Raw genomic sequence first — 20,434 nt, forward strand, 5'->3', positions numbered from 1 at the left:
TGTCCCGGGCGTCAGGCCCACTGCGCCAGCAGTCGATCCAGGAAGGCAGGATCGACCACCGGTGGTGGCGTAGGCTTTGGCCGTGCCGGACTGACTCTGCGCAGACGACGTTGCGGACGCAGCGCCTGGGGCATGATCTCTCGGCTGCTGTCGTGCAAGGGGTTGCGGTCGAACTGGCCACGAAACAGCGGGTCGCTGCGGTATTCCGGTCGCCTGGCCAGGCGTGCCTCGTCGCCGGCGATCAGCAAAAGCATCTCGTCGAAATCCAGGTCGAGCAGCTCCTCCGGGCGCGGGAAGCCGGTCAGGGTCGCCAGGTCCATCGCCGCGTTCATGTTGGGTACGCCAAAGGACTGCACCACCCGACAGTTGTTGAGCATGGTCTGCCAGTCCTGGGGGTACAGCTGACGCAACTGGCTCATGTCCTGCCAGAAGCTCCAGGTCTGCAAGCCGTAGCCGCGCAGCAGGGTGATGGCCTGTCGCAGCTGCGGCAGAGGGCCGAGCTGGGGCGCCTCGTCGAGCAGGAACAGGGTGCGCAGCGCTGGCGCCCGGCGTCGGCGCACCACCGCCGCGATCAGCACGCCGATCCACAGTCTCAGCAGGCGGCCGTGGGATTCGAGCTTCTCGGGGGGAATCACCAGGTAGATCGACACCAGTTCCCCGCGGGTGACGTCATCCAGCGAAAAGGTGGAGTCCTGGGTAGCCTCCAGTACCGCTTCGCCGCGCAGGAAGCCGAGACTGTTCTGGGCGAAGGCCATGTAGCCGGCCAGGGTGGTCTCGGCCGGCAGAGTCAGACTGGCGGCGGTGGCTTCCAGGTCCGGATCCTGCATCTGGCGCATGCGCTCGGCCAGCTTGGCCAGCTCTTCGGTGTCCTGGCTGACCATCTTGCGTAGCTTGCCGAGCAGCCCCTTGCGCTTTTCCGGCTGGCTGCGGATCAGGTAGAGCAGCAGACCATTGAGCACCTGCTGGGCGCGCTGCAGCCAGAAGCGGTCACGGCCGTCGAAGCCGTGTGACTCCATCATCAGCTCCGACAGCATGGCGATGTCATCGAGCTCGGTGCGTGAATTGGGGATGACGATGTCGGTGGGGTCCAGCCGGTCCGCCGGCAGGTCGGTGATGCCCATGGGGTCGAGCACGATGACCCTGTGGCCCATCTGGCGGCGGCGACGGGCGGTCACCGCCGCGTTCTCGCCCTTGGGATCGACCACGATCACCGGCCCCGGATAACGCAGCAGGGTGGGGATGATGCAGCCGGTTCCCTTGCCCGAGCCGGTGGGGGCAATGGTCATCAGATGGCCGCTGCCCTCGAACAGGATCGGATCGAGCTGCTCCTGGTTCGCATTGGTGGTGGGTGCCCCGATGCGGAAACCGAACGGCTGATGAGGCTGGCCCTGCTCCAGCGACCAGCCCACCAGCAGACCGTCCCCCTCCACCGATGACGGCAGGCGACGAGGGGGCAGAGGCGAATCATCCGGTACCAGGGTCATGGTGTGGGGTCCTCGTGGGCAGGCAAGGGGGCTCAGCGCAGGTAAGCTGATTCAGGGCAGGCGCACCGCGCCGATAAAGCGTTCCAGTCGCAGCGGCAGATCGTCGAGCAGGGTGCGGTCCTCCTCCATGTGGACCTCGCCGTCGCGCAGCACCGTGAAGTCGCAGTCCCACAGCGAGCGCCCGTAGACCACCGGTACCTGGATATGCCAGGCGACGACCGGACTGTCGACGTCGCTGTTGAGAGAGCGCTGTTCAGCCAGATCCCCGCTGTGCAAGGTCATGGGGGCTGGCGCGTCGGCTTCGTCGTTGGCGCATACCACACGGGGGGGATAGCTCACCTTGGACAGCGCCTGACGGACCGCATCGAGCGCCTGAGGCGGCGGATCGGCATCGACCCAGGGAAAATAGTCAGCGGATTCCAGCACGCGGAAACGGCCGCTCTCGGCGCCTCCGATGATGAAACCGGTGAACAGGTGCAGGTATTCCAGCGCCGCGGCCGGGGAGGTGGCGGGGTCGCCATAGACACTGTTCAGTCGAAACAGCGCCTTGCTGGTCAGGTCCAGCGGCCAGACACCGCTCTGGCCATAGATGAAGGCGAATAGGCCGGGGCCTTCTTCGGTCTCCAGCAGGACGTCGCAGAGCAGATGACGGCGATAGCACAACAGTGGCATGGCGCGGATCGCCAGTGCGGTGAAGCACTCGCAGGTGGGCCGGATATCGCCGGCGAGCTGGGCCTGGGTCAGGTCCAGCAACAGCGGCAGACTGTCCTCGGGGGACAGCGTCTTCCAGTCCCCCGGGACGGGCGGCACGCTGGGAAAGGCCTGGTCTGCAGGCGTGAGGTGCTTCTCGAGAAATGTCTCCCAGCGATCTCGGTCCATGCAGGCCTCCGCCTGTATCGGGGCTACCGCTTCAGAAGCCCCGGTGGTGCAGCAGGGGCCGGGGGGCTGTCTTCACCCTAGATAGCCGCCGTCGTCTTGGCAACGGCTTCGGCGCCAATCAGAGCGGCAAAAATCTGGTGTCTCTCGATCATGAATCCCGTGTTCAAGGCGGCCAGGTCAGCAGGCACTTTTCAGACAAGTCCTAGAATCCGGGCACCAGCTCCCGCTCGCTGTAGATCATGCTCCAGACCTTGAGGTCGTCGGCCATCGTCAGTTGCAGCTGACCGAGCAGACGACGGACCACGGGGCGCTCCGGTGTGTTCAGGCGAGAGGTCAGCTTGCTGCCCAGGCGCTTCAGGCGTTGACTCATGCGCCGGGACTGCTGAGCGGCGGCGCGTAGATCGCCGGTGGCGCGGATGCCGAAGATGGCCGCACCCAGCACCGGCAGAAAGCCGCCGAGCAGGGTGGCTACGGGCTTGTAGAGCTCCGCCGGAAGTGCCGGACCGTTGAGGTAGACCAGATAGCACACCAGGTACAGGACGCCACTGGCCAGCGTCAGCCAGAGCGCCCCCTTCGCCAGGTACTCGAGGCGATCGTCCTGAGTCTCCAGGCGCTCGGCGGTTTTTTGGTGATAGCCGATCTGGCCGTCGATCTCTTCGTGCAGGGCCACGTCCAGGGCCCGCCTGAGGCTATCACCGGAGACGACGGCGTCGGGTGGGCCGATTTCCCGCAGTGAGCAGCGCACGTACCAGGGAATCCAATCGAAGCGACCGTTGTCCACCGGCGGCTCGGCGGCGCCGACGGGTGAGGTACCGATCAGCAGCGATAGTCGTGCCGGTCGGATCGCCTCGGCCAGGCTGCGGTAGGCCAGCCAGCGGCTCTGCCACTGCCCACGACGCCCGAGCCAGGTGATGAGCAGGATGCCGGCGATGATCGCAAGCTCCATGCTGACCAGCAGCGCCTTGACGCCCTTGCTGTCCCACGCCAGCACCGCCAGCAGACCCACCAGCACGGCGAGCGCTGCCAGCAGGAAGTTGGTGGTGTAGGCGCTGCGAAAGCGGTGAGCGTAGTCGATGGCGCGATTGTCTGCGGCGATCCAGCGTTGTCGCAGACGCTGGTCCAGGGTCGCCTCGTAGCTATCACCGCCAAGATGGTGTGCGGCTCTGAGTGTTTCCTTCCAGGCTCCGCTGCGTTCACGTTCAAGCCCCAGGTCGACCGATGCGGCGAAGGGTACGTCGCGCACCAGCAGGGCACGCAGCCACTCATGAACACAGTGACGGGTGCGCGGCCGTGGGGTCTGGCGGGCAAAGTCGCCAAGGCCCTTGAGCGGGCAGCTGGCGTCGTCGGGGCCGCGGCCCAGCAACAGCAGCTGCTCGAGTCGGTCGTTCAGTAGCTGGCTGATGTCACCTGGCGTCAGGGCTTTCCAGTCGCCGTCGTCCAGGGGCTCGACGACGTGCTCTCGGGGGACCCACAGGTGCAACTGGCCCTGCAGGTCGAGCCACAGTGTGATCAGGCCACGCAGGCGTGCCTCGTCGATGATCTCGGCGGTACCTCCACGCCCTCGTGAGGGCTTGCCGTCCCATACCGCCAGCAATACGTCGGAATGCGCCAGCACTAGATGGCCGGCCGCCTCGTAGCCGGCTTCCCGCTGATCGCCGGGCTCGCCGAGGTCGAGTTCGGTACAGCTGGTCACCGCCGGATGTTCGAACCAGCGCCAGTAGTCGGCCAGGGCGTCGCCGTCGAAGTCGTCGGCGTATTGCCGACGTCGAAAGGGCAGGATTAGGTTGATCTCGTAGCCACGTGAGGCCGCCGCCTCGGCGACCAGCCGGTCGGCTCCCTCGGCGATGGCGCTGGCCAGTCGCATGCAGGCAGGCTCATCGGCATAGAGGCCGGGTTCGGCCTGTTCTCCCAGCCGGCGCGTATCGGTGGCGAGGCGTTCGAGTATGTCCTGGACCGCCTTGCCCAGCGCATCATGGTCGGCCTCCGCCAGGTCCTTGGGGCGGTGCCCGGTCACGCCCACGCGCAGGGTGAGTCGAGGGGCAAGATAGGCATTGTCGGTCACGGCGTGTCTCCGGGCTCGTCGAAGGGATCCTCTGGGGATCGCGTCGTGGCTTACTGGAGCATAGGTGAGGTCGCCTCGTTTCGCCGGCCAGCGAGTCTGACGGCAGGCTGCTGGCGTCCAGGGCGAGCGTCTGCGGGACCAGGCTCAGGCCGGTGATGTCAGGGCGATGCAGGATAAGTCCCAGGTCCTGTGGGTAGGCGCCATGATCTTCCGCACACGCCTGCAAAGCCCCCTTGCACTGGTGCCTCGTCATGGCCGACGTGGGTGGAGCATCGACCAAAGTCTCGTCGTCACTTCCTTGCATGGGCCAGTGGGGACAACTAGATTCAGTCTCGGTGGTATGACACGTATACAGTCGCCCAGGCATGGAGCCTGTCGAAGCGATTGCGTGCATCCACCTTGCACACTCCACACGCCACAAGAGCCCGGGAGAACAACAAGATGCGCCCCAATCACTGCCAGCCGCCCGCCCGCTTCATTCGTCGTAGCCTGATCGCCGCCATGGTCGGCGTCAGCCTGTCGGCGGCCGCCCAGGCGGAAACGCTGACCTTCGCCCACGTCTACGAGACCTCGGAGCCCTACCACGAGTGGGCCGTCTGGGCCGGCGAAGAGATCGAGAAACGCACCGATGGCCGCTACTCGGTGGAGGTGCACCCAGCCTCTTCACTGGGCAAGGAAGCCGACATCAACGAGGGGCTGAGCCTCGGCACCGTCGACCTCATCTTTACCGGCAATCAGTTCGCCGGCCGTTCCTACGGTCCCATCGGCATCGCCGGTGCGCCCTACATGTTCCGCGATTTCGATCACTGGCAGGCCTACGTCGACAGCGACCTGTTCGCCGAGATCGCCCAGGGCTATGAGGACGCCACCGGCAACGTGCCGCTGGCGATGAATTACTACGGCAAGCGCCACACCACGTCCAACGAGCCGATCAATACGCCGGAGGACATGCAGGACCTGAAGATTCGCGTCCCCAACGCACCGATGTACATGATGTTCCCCGAGCAGGTCGGCGCCAATCCCACCCCGATCGCCTTCGCCGAGGTCTATCTGGCCCTGCAGCAGGGTGTCGTCGACGCCCAGGAAAACCCGCTGCCCACGATCAAGGCCAAGGCCTTCTACGAGGTGCAGGACGTCATCAACCTGACCGGTCATATCACCGACTCCCTGATCACGATTGCCGGCGGTCCGCTGTGGAATCGCCTGTCCGAAGAGGATCGGCAGATCTTCCGCGACGTCTATGAAGAGGCCGGCGAGAAGATCACCGCCGATATCGTGCAGCAGGAGCAGGACCTTGTGGCCTGGTTCGAGGAGCAGGGCGTCACCGTCAACGAGGTCGACACCGCACCGTTCCGCGAGGCGGTGATGCCGGCTCACAACGGTGACGCGGCGACCTGGGACCAGGAAACCTACGATCGCCTCCAGGCTATCGGCCAGTAAACGACGGAGGGGAGGGCGCCGTGCGCCCTCCCGCGGGAGATCCTTCATGACCCGATCTGACGTGAGTGACCCTGGCGTCGAACACGAGACCACCAGCGCCTTCGAGGTGCCCGATGACGACGACCGGATCCGGCCGGGTGACTACGGCATCGAGGACTATCTAACGCTGGTGGTCTTCTGGCTGCTGGCGTTGGACGTCTTTGTTCAGTTCTTCAGTCGCTACGTGCTCGGCAACTCCATCGCCTGGACCGAGGAAATCGCCCGCTACCTGCTGGTGGCGGTGGGCTTTCTCGGCAGCGCCATGGCCGCCCGCAAGGGCTCGCATATCGCCGTGGAATTCTTCTATCGCTACCTGTCGGAGCCCACCGCCCGGGTCATGTGGACCCTGGTGGATCTGGTGCGTATCGCCTTTCTCGGCATGCTGGCCTGGATCACCTGGCAGCTGGCCCAGCGCACCAACTCGATGATGGTGTCGGTGGACCTGCCCAAGAGTCTGCTCTACTACGTGGTGCTCTTCGGGGTGGTGCTGATGCTGGTGCGCTCGATCCAGCTGGCGGTGCGTCACTGGCGCACCGGCGAGAGTGAATTGATGTGTCGCGATGAAGACGACTGAGCGCCACGAACAAGGAACAACCCCATGACTGAAGCAATGATCAGTGCCCGGCGCGGATCGCCAGTGCCCCCGGTGGTGGCGGCACTGGCGGTCGTCGGCTGCATCGCGCTGGCGTTTTTCGAGAACTACCTTTCGTTTCTGTTTGCCGCCCTGTTTACCCTGCTGGTCTGCGGGGTGCCCATCGCCATCAGCCTGGCCGGCTCCTGCCTGATGTACGTTCTGCTGACCGGGCGCGTGCCCGACGTGGTCGTGGTGCACCGCATGGTCAACGGTATCGACAGCTTCCCGCTGCTGGCGATTCCGTTCTTCATCCTCGCCGGCAACCTGATGAACAACGGCGGCATTACCACCCCCATCTTTGACTTCGCCAAGGCGCTGATGGGTTGGATGCGTGGGGGCCTGGGCCACGTCAACGTCGGGGCCAGCATTGTCTTTTCGGGGATGTCCGGTGCCGCCGTGGCCGATGCCGGTGGCCTCGGCACCATCGAGATCAAGGCCATGCGCGACGCCGGCTATGATCAGGAGTTTGCCGTAGGCATCACCGCAGCGTCCTCGACCATCGGCCCGATCATTCCGCCAAGCCTGCCCATGGTGATCTACGGGGTGATGGCGTCGGTCTCGGTGGGGCAGTTGTTCGCCGCCGGCCTGGTGCCGGGGCTGCTGATGGGTCTGACGCTGATGGTGATGATCACCTGGCTGTCGCGGCGTCGCGGCTACAAGCGTGACGCGCGGTTCTCGGTCTCGGTGCTGGGCAAGACGTTCTCGCGGGCCTTCCTGTCGCTGCTGACCCCGGTGATCATCGTCGGCGGCATCGTCACTGGTGCCTTTACCCCGACCGAGGCGGCGATCGCGGCGGTGGTCTATGCGCTGATTCTGGGGGGACTGGTCTACCGTACCCTGACCTGGCGGCGACTGTTGAAGGTCAGCATGGAAACCATCGAGACAACGGCGGTGATCCTGTTCATCGTTGCCGGCGCCTCGATCTTTGCCTGGATCCTGACCAGCAACCAGGTCACCCAGCACGTCATGGGGCTGCTGGGACCCTTCCAGGACAATCCCATTGCCGTGCTGCTGATCATCAACTTGGTGCTGATCGTGGTGGGCTGCTTCATGGAGACCATCGCCGCCATCACCATCCTGGTGCCGGTGCTGCTGCCGGTAGCGGTGGCCTCCGGGGTGGATCCGGTGCACTTTGGTGTGATCATGGTGCTCAACCTGATGATCGGTCTGTTGACCCCGCCGGTAGGCATGGTGCTCTACGTGCTGTCGCGGGTGTCGCATATCTCCTTCGAGAAGTGCATGCGCGGCACCCTGCCTTTCCTGATCCCTCTGGTGGTGGCGCTGTTGCTGGTGACCTTCATTCCGGCGATTTCGCTGTGGTTGCCGACGCTGGTCTACCGCTGAGTCCCGGGTCGCCGCTGCGGCGGTGACGCGGTATGGCCGAGTCAAGGCGGCGCCAAGTGATCGGCGCGCGCCTTGCGGCTCTTATCCCCCTCACAAGGAATCCCCATGAGTGCCAGTCAATACGAGGCCTGTCGGGTCGATTACAAGGATCTGCATCGCTTTATCGAACAGGCGCTGGCGGCTGCCGGCGCCGATCAGGCCTCCCGGGAAGCGGTGGCCAAGGCGTTGGTCACTGCCTCGCTGATGGGCACCGACAGCCACGGCCTGAGGCTATTGCCGCACTACCTCAACGCCCTGCAAGGCGGGCGGATCAAGGGCAGCCCGACGCCGAGCATCAAGCAGCGTCTGGCCGGCACTGCGGTACTGGACGCCGATGATGGCTTCGGCCACCTGGCCGGGTATCGGGCCATCGATCATGCCGTCAGCATGGCCCGGGAGGTCGGCATCGGTGCGGTGGCGGTCGGCAACTCGTCGCACTTCGGTGCCGCCGGCTGCTACGCCCTCGCCGCGGCAGAGCAGGGCATGCTCGGCATGGCCTTTTGCAATTCCGATCCGTTCGTCCTGCTCCACGGTAGTCAGCGGGCCTTCCACGGCACCAATCCGATCGCCTTCGCTGCACCGGTGGCCGGCGAGGATCCGTATCTGCTGGACATGGCCACCAGCTCGGTGCCCATGAATCGGGTGCAGCAGTATGCGGCCATCGGACGGCCCTTGCCGGCGGACATCGCCGCGACCAGCGACGGCAGCACGACCACCGATGCCCGCCAGGTCAGCGCCTTGTTGCCGGTAGGTGGCGCCGGCTTCGGTTTCAAGGGGGCCGGGCTCGGTGGCATGGTCGAGGTGCTGAGTTCGACCCTGGCCAACATGGTCCACGGTTTTCGCCTGCTGCCGATGGGCGGGCCGGACATGTCGACTCCCCGCGGCGTCGGCCACTTCTTTCTGGTGATGGACCCGGGCGCCTTCGAGGAGCGCAGCGCCTTCGAGCGTCGCCTGGCCGAGTACCTCAAGGATCTGCGCGAGATGACGCCGGTAGAGGGTCAGCGGGTGCTGGCGCCGGGGGATCGCGAGTGGCAGACCCGCGATGAGCGCAAGCAGACCGGCATTCCCCTGGACCATGCCCAGCGCGACCAGTATCGCCAGATCGCCGAGCGCTTTGCGCTGACGGCGCTGACCGAGCATTGATCGAGCGCCGTCGAGGTTTGGCCTGGCCCGGGGGGTGAGTGTGCCGCAGTGACGCCTTGCTGCCCAGGGGGTGCGCCTTGCAGTACCATGTGCGCCGTGTCCCGGAGACGCTCCGGGTGATGGATCGAGGGAGACCCGCGTCGATGAGCAAATATCGGGTGGAGCGCAAGACGCTGTCCGAGCAGGTGGCCGAACAACTGGAGGCTGAAATCCTCGAAGGGCGGCTGGGCGAGAATGATCAATTGCCGTCCGAGCGTGAATTGATGGAGCAGTTCGGGGTCGGGCGCCCGGCCGTACGGGAGGCGCTGTTCTACCTGCAGCAGCTAGGCTTGATCGCGATCAACAGCGGCACTCGGGCACGGGTTATCCGGCCCACCGCCGAGGCCGTGATGGCCAGGCTGTCCGGGGTTACCCGGCAATTGTTGGCCAAACCCGAAGGGCAGCAGTACTTTCAGGAGGCCCGGGCGCTTTTCGAGGTCGCGCTGGCCCGTCAGGCGGCGCAGCACGCAAGCGATGAGGAGATCCAGGCGTTGCGCGACGCTCTGGCGCATCAGCGTTCGGTGATCGGCGATGATGCCGCCGTCAAGCGGGCCGATAACGACTTTCATGGCGTCCTGGCGAGTATCGGGCACAACCCCATCTACGACGCCATCCATCAGGCACTATCCGAGTGGCTCGATGACCGTCGCGCCCTGGCGCTGCAGCAGCCCGGGGAGGACCTGGCTGCCCTGGAGGCCCACACCGAGATCGTCGAGGCCATCGCCGCCCGGGACCCGGAAGCCGCCGAGGCCGCCATGCGACGGCACCTCGATCGTCACTACGGCACCTATATGCAGCTCAAGCAACGCCTCAAGAGTCGCCAGGACGACGCCTGAGCTGAGGGAGCGGAAGCACCCGTGCTGCACCGGGCAACGAGAACGGCCTTGGGCCAAGGGCGTGAGCCGAAGCCATACGCCGCCGCCGGATGACATCCGGCGGCGGCGTGTTATTGAAGGGTGCCTTGTTTGAGTGATCCGCCAGTTTGCCCAGGACGTTGTCAGGTCGAGGACAGGGACGAGGTCGACGCGGAAGCCGTCGAGGGGAAAGCGCTGGCCAGGCGTGGTACGTCCCGACCCTGGCGGGCGGCCATCTGTACCACCGGCGCCAGCCTTCGCTCCAGCTTCTGGGGATGATTCTGGGCGATATCTCCCAGTCGGTGGTCCAGCCATGGATTGCGGAAACGATCCAGAATGCTGTCGACGTAGTCCTCGAGTTCCATGCCCGGAAGTTCCTGATCGAGCACCGGCACCACCTCCTGGCGCAGCATCTTCTCCAGTTCGTCTCCCAGGCGGGGGTCGTCTATCGCCTGGCGAACCAGTGTCACTTCCTCGCCGAGACCGAGATCCAGGACGCGAGCGACCAGCCAGGTATGAGCCAGGTTCAAGAGGTGCAGCTTGCGCCGCTCGAAGGGACGGATATCGTCGACCAGATGTACGTCCGGGTGGGAGAACGGCATCACCAGCCCGGGCGTTTGCTGAATCGCCCAGAGGCCATAGGGCTCGGCGACGGCGCCCACCGGATCCAGCTCGGCGGAGACGATGCGGTCCACCAGGGTCACCGCCCACACGCAGTCCCGCTCGAGCCATGCCATGAAGCCATCGTCGTCGTAGTGGGCCTGTGCCAATTCCAGGATGACGTCCTTGAGCTTGAGGGCGTTGTCGGTCAGAAGCTCGCATGGCAGCAGGGTGACGCCGGGACGGCCGGCGTCGAAGCGGGTCTTCAACAGGTGCGTCAGCTTGGCGGGGAAGCTCTCGGGGCAGTCCCGCCGTGGGCCATCGCCCGCCGGGACCTGATAGCCCGCCTCGGAGGTGTTGGAGACCACGTGAGTTACCTCATCGCGAAAACGCCGCTCCACTTCGGCCCAGGCTTCGCTGGCAACCAGCGCGGTGGTGATGCTGTCGACCTGATGGGTGGTATCGATCAATTCGCCATCACGTCGGCCGCGCATCCTGACCGGGTAGACCGGGTCCCGGGCCAGGGCGTGGGCCTTGGTTCGCCCGGCCGCACGGTCCGAGCTCTGTACCGCAATGATACGGATATCACTGCCGTGTTCGTCCCGCGCCTGGCTGGCGAACAGGTCGACGTGGGCCAGCAGAAAACGGCCGATGCCGAACTGCATCAGGGTGACGGTGGTTGCGTTTTGCATGTTGCCAGTCTCTCTCAAGGGAAGCTCACAGGCTCTCTCACGGGGACGCTCACAGGCTCTCTCACAGGGACGCTCACAGGCTCTTTCACAGGAACGCTCACAAGGACACCCCGCGCTTCCAGGGAATGAAGTCGTGCTGGGCCAGCCCCACGGCGCGGGTGGTGTAGCGCCCAGAGGCGGTCTCGATGCACAGCGCCAGCAGGTCATCGGCGAGCTCGTCGATGGAGGCCTCGCCCCGGATCACCGCTCCGCTATCGAAGTCGATGATGTCCGCCATGCGGCGGGCCAGGTCCGAGTTGCTGGCGACCTTGAGGGTCGGTGCCACCGGGTTGCCCGTGGGCGTGCCGAGCCCGGTGGTGAAGATCACCAGGTTGGCGCCGGAGCCGACCAGAGCGGTAGTGGATTCGACATCGTTGCCGGGACTGCACAGCAGCGCCAGGCCGGGTCGCGTGGCGGTCTCGGTGTAGTCGAGGACCTCGACCACCGGGCTGTCGCCGCCTTTCTTGGCGGCCCCGGCGGACTTCATGGCATCGGTGATCAGACCATCGCGGATATTGCCCGGCGAGGGGTTCATCGAGAAACTCGCGCCGACGGCGTCGGCGTGGCGCTGGTAGGCCTGCATCAGCGACGAGAAACGTTCGGCGGTGGCGTCGTCGACGCAGCGCGACAGCAGTTCGTGCTCGACTCCGCAGAGCTCGGGAAATTCGCTGAGGATGCCGCTGCCGCCGAGGGCGACCAGGCGATCGATGACACCGCCCACCACCGGGTTGGCCGACAGACCCGAGAAGCCGTCGGACCCACCGCACTCCACCCCGATACGCAGGGCCGATAGCGGCGCCGGCTGACGGGTCACCTGGTTGGCCTCGCGCAGGCCATCGAAGATGGTGCCCAGGGCCTGTTCGATCAAGGCGTCTTCGCTGGTGCTGGCCTGTTGCTCGAGGTAGTGCACCGGGCGCAGGCCCTGCGGGTCCTTGCTTGCCACCGCCTGCTTGAGCATGGCGATCTGGGCCTTCTGGCAGCCAAGGCTCAGCACCGTGGCGCCGGCCACGTTGGGGTGGGTGATGTAGCCCGCCAGCAGGTTGCACAGCGCCTGGGCGTCGTCGTCGGTGCCGCCACAACCCAGGGTATGGGTCAGAAAACGCACGCCATCCACGTTGGGAAAGGGCGAGGAGGGAGGCTCGGTCACATGGCTCGGGCTATCGCCATGAAGCATCTGGCGTGCCATCTGCTTGTAGTCGCGGAAAGGGTCGTCACCCAGGGCGTCCGCTACACACTGGCGAAGCACCTCGATATTGCGGTTCTCGCAGAACACCAGCGGCACCACCAGCCACAGGTTGGCGGTGCCCACGCCACCGTCCGGACGATGGAAGCCGTCGAAGGTGTGATCTTCGAAGGCGGAAACGTCCGGTGCCTGCCAGTGCTCCCGGCGGGTGACCGGGGTATCCGAGTGGGTGAAGTGCTCCAGGTTGTCGGTGCGGATCACGCTGCCACGGGCGATCGCCCGGGTGGCCCGGCCGACGGTGACGCCGTACATGGTGACGGTGTCACCGACGGCCAGATCCTCGAGGGCGAACTTGTGCTTGTGGCGGATGGCTTCCACCAGCGTCAGGGTGTCGGCACCCTCGTCGATGCGGTGCCCCTGGGGCAGGTCGCGCAGGGCGACACGCACATTGTCGGCAGGATGGACCCGCAGGCTTTCCTGGGCGGGCTGGTCGCTGGCGATGGTCGCGTTGGACGACGCTGCCTTGTTCGATGCAGCGGTGGTCGATGACGTGGTGGTCGATGACTGTGTGGACATGGGACGGTCCTCGGCAAAGGCGTTGACGTTGTTATCGTGACGGCCTGGTGATCGGGTGCAGCAGATGACGGTGGGTGCCGTACGCCGCCTGGTGAAAGAGTGTTCGGTGCCCGTCGAAGGGGGCTCGCTGGTCCTGGCGCCGACTTATCGATCGAGGTGAATCATCGCCTTGATCACGCCGGCCTCGCCGCCGCACCACACCGGCATGGTCTCCGGCAGGGCCTCGAGCTTGGCACGATGGGTGATCATCGGGCGCACCTGGATACGGCCTTCTTCCAGCAGTTCGGTGACGCAGTCGAAGTCTTCTCGGGTGGCGTTGCGGCTGGCGAGCAGGGTCAGTTCACGGCCGTGAAAGCTCGGATCGTCAAAGCGAATGTCTGACTTGACGATGCTGACCAGCACGTAGCGGCCGCCGTGTCCGGCCAGGCCGAAGCCGGCCTCCATGGCGCTCGGATTGCCGGTGGCGTCGAACACCACGTCGGCCAGTGCGCCGTCGTTGAGACTGGCCAGGCGCGCCTGCGGATCGTCCTCGCCCACTACCAGGGTCTGCTCGAAGCCGAGCGCTTCGCGGCAGAAGGTCAGGCGTTCGGCGCTGGTATCGAGCAGCAGTACCCGTGCACCTTGGGCCCGGGCGACCTGGGCGACGCCGATGCCGATGGGGCCGGCGCCGACCACCGCCACCAGTTCATCCGCTTCCACCGCGGCCCGGCGCACCGCGTGGGCACCGATGGCTTGGCACTCGATCAGTGCCAGCTCGTCTGGTTCCAGTGCCGGGCAGGCCACCAGATGATCGACCGGAACCTTCAGCCACTCGGCCATGCCGCCGTCGCGATGGACGCCGATCACCTGCATCGCCTGGCAGCAGTTGGTCTTGCCGCGTCGGCAGGCGCGACACTCGCCACAGTGCAGGTAGGGGATCACGTACACCGGCTGGTGCTCGAGGCGGGCACGGGTCGCCTCGTCCACGTCGTCGGCAAGGGCCTCCACCGTACCGGCCAGTTCGTGCCCCAGCACCCGGGGGTAGTCGAAGTAGGGCTGGTTGCCGCCGAAGGCGTGGATATCGGTGCCGCAGACCCCGATGCGCGAAATGCGCACCAGGGCCTCGCCGCCGGCAAGCTCGGGGCGGGGGCGCTGTTCCAGGGCCATCTGCCCTGGTTCGACGCACACCGCCACGGTCATGGGCTGGTCGCGCTGGCTCATGCGTCCGAATCCGCCACGACCTTCTGGGTCTGCACCCCGAGGCCCTCGATGCCCAGGCGCATGGTCTGACCCGGACGCAGGAACACCGGCGGATTCTGGCCCAGGCCGACACCAGGCGGCGTGCCGGTGGAGATGACGTCGCCTGGCTGCAGGCTCATGAAGCGGCTCAGGTAGCTGATGAGGTAGGCCACCTGATAGACCATGGTGCGAGTATTGCCGTCCTGGTAGCGCTTGCCGTCGACCTCGAGCCACAGGTTCAGCGCCTGGGGATCTTCCACTTCATCCGGGGTCACCAGCCAGGGGCCGAGGGGACCGAAGGTGTCGCAACCCTTGCCCTTGTCCCAGGTACCGCTGCGCTCCAGCTGGAATTCCCGCTCGGATACGTCGTTGATCACGCAGTAGCCCGCCACGTGCTCGAGGGCGTCGGCTTCGTCGATATAGCGACCGCCCTTGCCGATGACCACGCCGAGTTCGACCTCCCAGTCGGTCTTGGAGGAATCGCGGGGAATGATGACGTCGTCGTCGGGGCCGCAGATGGCGCTGGTCCACTTGTTGAAGATCACCGGCTCCGGCGGCACCTCGGCGCCACTCTCGGCGGCGTGGTCGGCGTAGTTGAGGCCGATGCAGATGAACTTGCCGACCTGGCCGACGCAGGGGCCGATGCGGGTGTCGGCGGGAACCTCGGGCAGGCTTTCCAGATCGAGGCCGGCGATGCGCGCCAGGCTGTCACGTCCGAGGGCCTCTCCGGCAACGTCATCGATGACGCCGGACAGGTCACGGACACGTCCGTTGGCGTCGAGAATACCGGGAGCTTCCTGGCCGGGGGCGCCGAATCGCAGCAGTTTCATGGGGTGTCCTTTGTCGTTGATTGGATGGATAAGGTCGATGGATAGGGTCGATGGATTGATGTCGTTGTGTCGTCTTTTACGCTAGCCAGCCACCGTCGATGATCTGGCTGGTGCCTGTGGTATACGCCGATTCATCCGAGGCCAGATAGACGGCCAGTGCGGCTATTTCCTCGGGCCTGCCCAGGCGTCCCATTGGCTGGCGGTCGAGGAAGGCCTGGCGCACCTGGGCTTCGTCCTGTCCCTGAGCCTCGGCCTGGGCGCGAATACGCTGCGCCAGGGAGGGCGACTCCACGGTACCCGGACAGATGGCGTTGCAGCGGATGCCGTGGGTCACGTAGTCCGCCGCCACCGAGCGCGTCAGACCGATGACGGCGGCCTTGCTGGTGCCGTAGGCAAAGCGTCCGGCAACACCCTTCAGGCTGCTGGCGACCGACGCCATGTTGATGATGCTGCCACCACCGGCCTCCAGCATACCGGGAAGAAAGGTCGAGATGGTGTGGTACATGGCGGTGACGTTGATCGCCATGGAGCGATCGAAGTCCTCGATGGAGCACTCCAGCAGGCTGCCGCTATGCACGTAACCGGCACAGTTGAACAGGATGGTCGGTGTCGGAATCTTCGCCCCCAGCTCGGCGATCGCCGCAGGGTCGGTCACATCCAGGGTGTGGCAGCGGACACCCCGGCGATCTGCCAGATCCTCAAGCTTGGCCGGATCGAGGTCGGTGGCGTGGACCTCCGCGCCCTCGGCGATAAAGCGCTCGACGGTGGCGCGACCGATGCCCTGGCCGGCGGCGGTGATCAAGGCGGTCTTTCCTGACAGACGCATGATGTCTCCTGTTGGCAGGGGCGACGAGGTTGTTGTCATGGCGGCGAAACATCAGGTGTCGTAGTGACGAAGGCCTGGTGCTCTCCCTCTAGCTGAAGCCTGCTGGTGCCGCGGGTTTTCGCTAGGTGGTATGACAGGCTGCTAGCATGACGTTATCCGTAGTATGGCGCAGGTTGGCTGGATTGCAATTGGCGCCAAGGGCCGACTTTGGTCGCAAAGGATCAAGAGAGCCGGGGTAGCGGAATATGGCCGATAGCAAAGAGCGGGGACGGATAACGCTTGTCCGCGGGAAGAGGGCGCCGAGAACATAAAAAAAGGCGGCCGGGGAGGGCCGCCAGGAGGGCAGGGAACGCAAGAAGGATGGCGGATATCGCTGCCGAGAGACATCCTTCTCTCGGGGCAGCCCCTATGCCACTTCTGGACTCCGGGGCGAATCCAGTGGCTCGCCGGTAGACGTACCCTGCAAGGCCATAGGGTGACGCAGGGTCACCGCCATCGCTTCATGCTCGGTGGTGCCAGGTGCTTGTCTTGCCGGCCTTCGTGCTACTGGGTATCGGGTGTTTATATGTCTATACGGCCGGCTGCGGTTCGCATGTGCACGTACCGCACGTTTCTACATAGCACCTTTCATTGGCACCTTTAGGCACCATATTCCAGATGGTCCCCGTTCCTGACTCTGACTCCCTGGCCGATGGTTCAGGCCCTGGACTGTCGGAACGGGGCCAGACAGGCGATCAGCCGTCGTTGCCAAGCTGGGACTGGGTGCCGCCACCGGCGTCGTCGCCGGCGCCCTTGCCGGCGGTCAGTACCGGGTAGTACTGGGTAAAGACGAAGTCATCGGCAGCCGCCGCCGCGTGGCAGGCGTTGCAGGCTGCGGTGGGGAAGGCCGCCGCAGTCTCCTTGAGGCTCGAGTGGTCCGGCGTCGAGAAGCTGTAGTAGGCCCAGTTGCCGGGCTCGTCCGGGAAGTGCTCGCTGCTCTTGATGGTCGCCTCGAGGCCGATGTATTCGCCCATGAAGTAGCCGTTGCCGCTGGCCGCCTGCTTGCTGCCGACGCTGATCAGCTCCTTGATCATGATGGCGCCATCGCGGAATTCACCGGTTTCCTTCCAGTGGTCCCAGCTTTCCGGATCGATGTAGACGGCGTGGAACTCGGGGAACGGCGCCTTGCCGTTGTTCATGTCATTGGGCGTGAGCGGGGTGCCGACGAACACCCATTCGCGGAAGCCGGTGGGGCGCGTGAGCTCCCCGTCGGTGATCTCGAAGTAGGTCTCGGCGACCGCGTCAAAGGCGATCAGGCTGGCGCCCATGGCGGCGGCGATGGCGGTGAGACGGGAAATCCTGAGCATGGTCTGTCCTCCTTGGTCACCGAGGCGCACCTGGACGCATCCATCCACGGGTGCTGCGCTGACGGCGACGAGTCACGGCAAGGGCGGCGCAGGCTTCTTGGGTGGCCTTTGGCTTGCTCCCTGTCCTTTATCCGGGCCTTGAGGCCCTTGTCTGATGATGGTCGATGTTCCTTGGTCCCCTCGCTCGCGCGATTGCAGCGATGACGTTGCCGGTCTTGTTCCTGACCTTGCGTTGTTCCTGACCTTGCATTCGCGATGTAACGCGCCTTGCGCAAGAACAACCGTCATATGTCGATTCACTGACTGACCTCGGCGGGAGGGGTCTTGAAGGTATATGTCAGGCCCATGTCACTCGCCATGTCCGGCGCGGGAACTCGCATACCGCATGCGCGAATGCTTGAGTAGCAGCGCGTAATGGCACAGTTGGCGGCCTGAAACAAAAAAGCCTCGCCGAGGGCGAGGCAGAAGGGAGATGTCGGTTCGTGCGGGTCTTGCGTGGTGTCAGCCGCGCTGGTGGGCGAGCCAGGCGCGGATACCGTAGGTCCAGGGGGGCAGCTGGTCGGAGCGTTCGACGCGATTGACCAGAGCGCCCAGGCTAGGCGTCGAGATGGTGACCACATCACCCAGGTGATGGGTAAAGCCCTGGCCGGGCCCGTCGCGGTCCTGAATCGGCGAGAACATGGTGCCGAGGAACAGCATGAAGCCATCGGGGTACTGGTGATGCGCGCCGATGGTCTGGCCCACCAGGTCCAGCGGGTCGCGACTGATCTCGCGCATGTCGCTCTGGTCCTCGAGCAGGAAGTCGTCGTCGTTGCCTTCGATGCGCAGGCTGACCATGGCCGAGCGCACGTCGTCGATCGAGAAGTGGTCATCGAACAGGCGAATGAAGGGCCCGATGGCACAGGAGGCGTTGTTGTCCTTGGCCTTGCCAAGCAGCAGGGCACTGCGTCCTTCGACATCGCGCAGATTGACGTCATTGCCCAGCGTCGCGCCGCGGGCGTTGCCTTGTGCATCCACCGCCAGCACGATCTCGGGCTCGGGGTTGTTCCAGCGCGATGACGGGTGCAGCCCCACCGCCGCGCCCTGGCCCACCGCGGACAGCGGCTGCGACTTGGTGAAGACCTCGGCGTCGGGGCCGATGCCGACCTCCATGTACTGGGACCAGGCGCCACGGGACTGAAGCTCGGCCTTGAGCGCCATGGCCTCGTCGGAGCCGGGACGGATCTTCGACAGGTCACCGCCGATCACGCGCTTGAGTTCCTCGCGCAGCTCGCCGGCGCGGGCGGCGTCGCCACCGGCCTGCTCCTCGATGACGCGTTCCAGCAGGCTGACCGCGAAGGTCACTCCACAGGCCTTGATCGCCTGGACGTCGCAGGGCGCGAGCAGGTGCGGGGCGCGCTGGGGTGTCTGGCAGGAATTTTCCAGCAGGCTGTCCAGGCTACCCAGGGACTCGCCCTCGGCGTTGGCGATCAGCTCGGCGGCGTCGTCGCGTTCGAGCAGGTCGGCCATGACATTGATGGTGGCCGACAGGTCGATAAGCTGGCCATCGCGAACGGTTACCAGGACGGGGCCTTGCTGGTCGTCGCGCCACACTCGGCCGACCAGCAGGGCACGGTCGGCGTCGTCGGGCAGGATGTCGCGGGCGGTAAGGCGGGGACTCATGTTAGGGCCTCTGTCTGTTGAAAAGGGGAAGTCGATGGCTCAGCGCTGCATTCTCGGCAGGATACGCCCGGGGCTCATCAGGCCGCGGGGGTCCAGCAGGCGCTTCAGGCCACGCATGATGTCGTGCTCCGGCGCCGACAGGCTTTCGAGGAAGTAGGGCTGCTTGACGCGACCGATGCCGTGCTCGGCGCTGATGCTGCCGTCGAACTCGGCGACAATGGCAAACAGCTGCTCTTCCAGCTCATGCAGTAGACTGCGCTTGTCGTCGTCGTCCAGATGCGCCGGCGGCAGGATATTGAAGTGCAGGTTGCCATCGCCGACGTGGCCGTAGGCGATGACCTGAGAGTCCGGCGAGGCCTCGGTGATCGCCGCCTCCGCCTGGTCATGGAAGGCGGTAAGCTGGGAGATCGGCAGCGAGACGTCGGTACGCAGGTGCTCGCCGCGGCGCTGCTGGCCTTCCAGCATGGCCTCGCGCAGCTGCCATAGCTGGGCCGCCTGGGTATCGCTTGTGGCCAGCACACCATCCTCCAGCAGGCCGTCCTCGAGTCCTCGCTCGAATAGCGCCTCGATCATGCTGTCGAGATCGGCAGGCCCGCTGGCGGCGACTTCCATCAGCACGTACACCGGGTGGGGTGCATCCAGCGGGTCCGGCAGTGAGGGATCGGCCTCCAGGGCAAGCTCCATGCAGGCCCGCGGAATCAGCTCGAAGGCGGTCAGCAGGTCGCAGCAGCTGCGTCTTGCCTGGGCGTAGAGTTTCAGCACCGAGGCCACGTCGGGGCAGCCGATCAGCGCCGTGCGTGTTACCTGGGGACGAGGGTAGAGCTTGAGTACCGCGCCGGTGACGATGCCCAGGGTACCCTCGGCACCGATGAACAGCTGCTTCAGGTCGTAGCCGGTGTTGTTCTTGTGCAGTGCCTTCATGTCGTCGAGCAGACGGCCGTCCGGCAGTGCTACCTCGATACCCAGTACCAGCTGGCGCATCATGCCGTAGCGCAGCACGTTAAGGCCGCCGGCGTTGGTGGCGATATTGCCGCCGATCTGGCAGCTGCCCTGGGCGCCGAGGGCCAGCGGAAAGGTGCAATCCTCGGCCTCGGCGGCGTCCTTGATGGTCTGCAGTACGCAGCCGGCGTCGACGCTCACGGTGAAGTTGATCGGATCGATGGAGCGAATTTTATTAAGCCGCTCCAGGCTGATGACCAGCTCCGGTGTCTGGCTGTCCGGCAGGGCACCTTCGACCAGACCGCTGCCGCCGCCCTGGGGGACCACCGGAATATCGTGGCGATGGCAGTAGCCGAGTACCTGCGCCACCTGCTCAGAGGTCGCCGGGCGAGCCACCGCCAACGGCAAACCGCCGCGGGCGCCGGCCCAGTCGACCCGATAGCGCTCGAGGTCGTCTGTCAGCACGCCGGTGCTGCCCAGGGTCTCTCGCAGAAAGGTCAGCAGGTCGTCGTTGGCGCTCATCGGGGGCTTCTCCGCTCGGCGGGCGGCCAGGGGCCGCCCAGGTT

The 20,434-nt window shown here is 65.5% G+C and carries 16 protein-coding genes; 5 read left to right on the forward strand and 11 right to left on the reverse strand.

Features of this window, described 5'->3' with window-relative positions:
* Window positions 1-11 precede the first annotated feature (11 nt).
* The 3 genes from C6W88_RS15880 to C6W88_RS15890 form a co-directional block, all read right to left on the reverse strand.
* Window positions 12-1,484: a type IV secretory system conjugative DNA transfer family protein gene (locus tag C6W88_RS15880; protein WP_108133174.1), complete on the reverse strand. Its 1,473-nt coding sequence runs from the start codon at window positions 1,482-1,484 to the stop codon at window positions 12-14.
* Between the two features lie 51 nt (window positions 1,485-1,535).
* Window positions 1,536-2,363 (reverse strand): hypothetical protein, encoded by an 828-nt coding sequence (locus C6W88_RS15885; protein WP_108133175.1) that lies wholly within the window; start codon window positions 2,361-2,363, stop codon window positions 1,536-1,538.
* 202 nt (window positions 2,364-2,565) lie between these two features.
* Window positions 2,566-4,425 carry a hypothetical protein gene (locus C6W88_RS15890; RefSeq protein ID WP_108133176.1) on the reverse strand — a complete coding sequence of 620 codons (1,860 nt, stop codon included), beginning with the start codon at window positions 4,423-4,425 and terminating at the stop codon, window positions 2,566-2,568.
* Between the two features lie 441 nt (window positions 4,426-4,866).
* On the opposite strand from C6W88_RS15890, the gene C6W88_RS15895 reads away from it, so the two are divergent.
* The 5 genes from C6W88_RS15895 (at window position 4,867) to nanR (ending at window position 9,939) form a co-directional block, all read left to right on the forward strand.
* A complete protein-coding gene (locus C6W88_RS15895; RefSeq protein ID WP_108133177.1) occupies window positions 4,867-5,865 on the forward strand; it encodes a sialic acid TRAP transporter substrate-binding protein SiaP in 999 nt (332 codons plus the stop codon).
* A 46-nt stretch (window positions 5,866-5,911) separates the two neighbouring features.
* Window positions 5,912-6,478: a TRAP transporter small permease gene (locus tag C6W88_RS15900; protein WP_108133178.1), complete on the forward strand. Its 567-nt coding sequence runs from the start codon at window positions 5,912-5,914 to the stop codon at window positions 6,476-6,478.
* Between the two features lie 24 nt (window positions 6,479-6,502).
* Entirely contained in the window at window positions 6,503-7,882 is a 1,380-nt protein-coding gene (locus C6W88_RS15905; protein WP_108133179.1) for a TRAP transporter large permease, read from the forward strand.
* A 105-nt stretch (window positions 7,883-7,987) separates the two neighbouring features.
* Window positions 7,988-9,064, forward strand: a complete 1,077-nt coding sequence (locus C6W88_RS15910; RefSeq protein WP_108133180.1) for an Ldh family oxidoreductase — start codon at window positions 7,988-7,990, stop codon at window positions 9,062-9,064.
* A gap of 143 nt (window positions 9,065-9,207) precedes the next feature.
* Complete coding sequence (gene nanR / locus C6W88_RS15915) at window positions 9,208-9,939, forward strand: transcriptional regulator NanR (RefSeq protein WP_108133181.1); 732 nt, start codon at window positions 9,208-9,210, stop codon at window positions 9,937-9,939.
* Between the two features lie 161 nt (window positions 9,940-10,100).
* Here the strand turns inward: nanR and C6W88_RS15920 are convergent, their stop codons facing one another.
* The 8 genes from C6W88_RS15920 to C6W88_RS15955 form a co-directional block, all read right to left on the reverse strand.
* A complete protein-coding gene (locus C6W88_RS15920) occupies window positions 10,101-11,249 on the reverse strand; it encodes a mannitol dehydrogenase family protein (protein WP_108133182.1) in 1,149 nt (382 codons plus the stop codon).
* 97 nt (window positions 11,250-11,346) lie between these two features.
* Window positions 11,347-13,047: a UxaA family hydrolase gene (locus C6W88_RS15925; protein WP_108133183.1), complete on the reverse strand. Its 1,701-nt coding sequence runs from the start codon at window positions 13,045-13,047 to the stop codon at window positions 11,347-11,349.
* 144 nt (window positions 13,048-13,191) lie between these two features.
* Window positions 13,192-14,247 carry a zinc-binding alcohol dehydrogenase family protein gene (locus tag C6W88_RS15930; RefSeq protein ID WP_231498670.1) on the reverse strand — a complete coding sequence of 352 codons (1,056 nt, stop codon included), beginning with the start codon at window positions 14,245-14,247 and terminating at the stop codon, window positions 13,192-13,194.
* Entirely contained in the window at window positions 14,244-15,095 is an 852-nt protein-coding gene (locus C6W88_RS15935; protein ID WP_108133184.1) for a fumarylacetoacetate hydrolase family protein, read from the reverse strand. Before C6W88_RS15935 ends, C6W88_RS15930 begins: the two co-directional genes overlap by 4 nt.
* A 76-nt stretch (window positions 15,096-15,171) precedes the next feature.
* Window positions 15,172-15,921, reverse strand: a complete 750-nt coding sequence (locus tag C6W88_RS15940; RefSeq protein ID WP_108133185.1) for an SDR family oxidoreductase — start codon at window positions 15,919-15,921, stop codon at window positions 15,172-15,174.
* Window positions 15,922-16,655: 734 nt separating this feature from the next.
* Window positions 16,656-17,267 (reverse strand): cytochrome P460 family protein, encoded by a 612-nt coding sequence (locus C6W88_RS15945; protein ID WP_108133186.1) that lies wholly within the window; start codon window positions 17,265-17,267, stop codon window positions 16,656-16,658.
* Between the two features lie 501 nt (window positions 17,268-17,768).
* A complete protein-coding gene (locus C6W88_RS15950) occupies window positions 17,769-18,929 on the reverse strand; it encodes a fumarylacetoacetate hydrolase family protein (protein ID WP_108133187.1) in 1,161 nt (386 codons plus the stop codon).
* A 39-nt stretch (window positions 18,930-18,968) separates the two neighbouring features.
* Window positions 18,969-20,390, reverse strand: coding sequence for an FAD-binding oxidoreductase (locus C6W88_RS15955; RefSeq protein ID WP_108133188.1), 1,422 nt, complete (start codon window positions 20,388-20,390; stop codon window positions 18,969-18,971).
* Window positions 20,391-20,434 lie beyond the last annotated feature (44 nt).

This window comes from Halomonas litopenaei, assembly GCF_003045775.1.
Lineage (GTDB): Bacteria > Pseudomonadota > Gammaproteobacteria > Pseudomonadales > Halomonadaceae > Halomonas > Halomonas litopenaei.

Excerpts from the sequence above, each read along its gene's own strand:
- C6W88_RS15950 (WP_108133187.1), bottom strand. The coding sequence starts at position 18,929 with ATGAGTCCCCGCCTTACCGCCCGCGACATCCTGCCCGACGACGCCGAC.
- C6W88_RS15910 (WP_108133180.1), top strand. The coding sequence starts at position 7,988 with ATGAGTGCCAGTCAATACGAGGCCTGTCGGGTCGATTACAAGGATCTG.
- C6W88_RS15880 (WP_108133174.1), bottom strand. The coding sequence starts at position 1,484 with ATGACCCTGGTACCGGATGATTCGCCTCTGCCCCCTCGTCGCCTGCCG.
- C6W88_RS15925 (WP_108133183.1), bottom strand. The coding sequence starts at position 13,047 with ATGTCCACACAGTCATCGACCACCACGTCATCGACCACCGCTGCATCG.
- C6W88_RS15940 (WP_108133185.1), bottom strand. The coding sequence starts at position 15,921 with ATGCGTCTGTCAGGAAAGACCGCCTTGATCACCGCCGCCGGCCAGGGC.
- C6W88_RS15935 (WP_108133184.1), bottom strand. The coding sequence starts at position 15,095 with ATGAAACTGCTGCGATTCGGCGCCCCCGGCCAGGAAGCTCCCGGTATT.
- C6W88_RS15895 (WP_108133177.1), top strand. The coding sequence starts at position 4,867 with ATGCGCCCCAATCACTGCCAGCCGCCCGCCCGCTTCATTCGTCGTAGC.
- C6W88_RS15905 (WP_108133179.1), top strand. The coding sequence starts at position 6,503 with ATGACTGAAGCAATGATCAGTGCCCGGCGCGGATCGCCAGTGCCCCCG.
- C6W88_RS15930 (WP_231498670.1), bottom strand. The coding sequence starts at position 14,247 with ATGAGCCAGCGCGACCAGCCCATGACCGTGGCGGTGTGCGTCGAACCA.
- nanR (WP_108133181.1), top strand. The coding sequence starts at position 9,208 with ATGAGCAAATATCGGGTGGAGCGCAAGACGCTGTCCGAGCAGGTGGCC.
- C6W88_RS15885 (WP_108133175.1), bottom strand. The coding sequence starts at position 2,363 with ATGGACCGAGATCGCTGGGAGACATTTCTCGAGAAGCACCTCACGCCT.
- C6W88_RS15920 (WP_108133182.1), bottom strand. The coding sequence starts at position 11,249 with ATGCAAAACGCAACCACCGTCACCCTGATGCAGTTCGGCATCGGCCGT.
- C6W88_RS15955 (WP_108133188.1), bottom strand. The coding sequence starts at position 20,390 with ATGAGCGCCAACGACGACCTGCTGACCTTTCTGCGAGAGACCCTGGGC.
- C6W88_RS15900 (WP_108133178.1), top strand. The coding sequence starts at position 5,912 with ATGACCCGATCTGACGTGAGTGACCCTGGCGTCGAACACGAGACCACC.
- C6W88_RS15945 (WP_108133186.1), bottom strand. The coding sequence starts at position 17,267 with ATGCTCAGGATTTCCCGTCTCACCGCCATCGCCGCCGCCATGGGCGCC.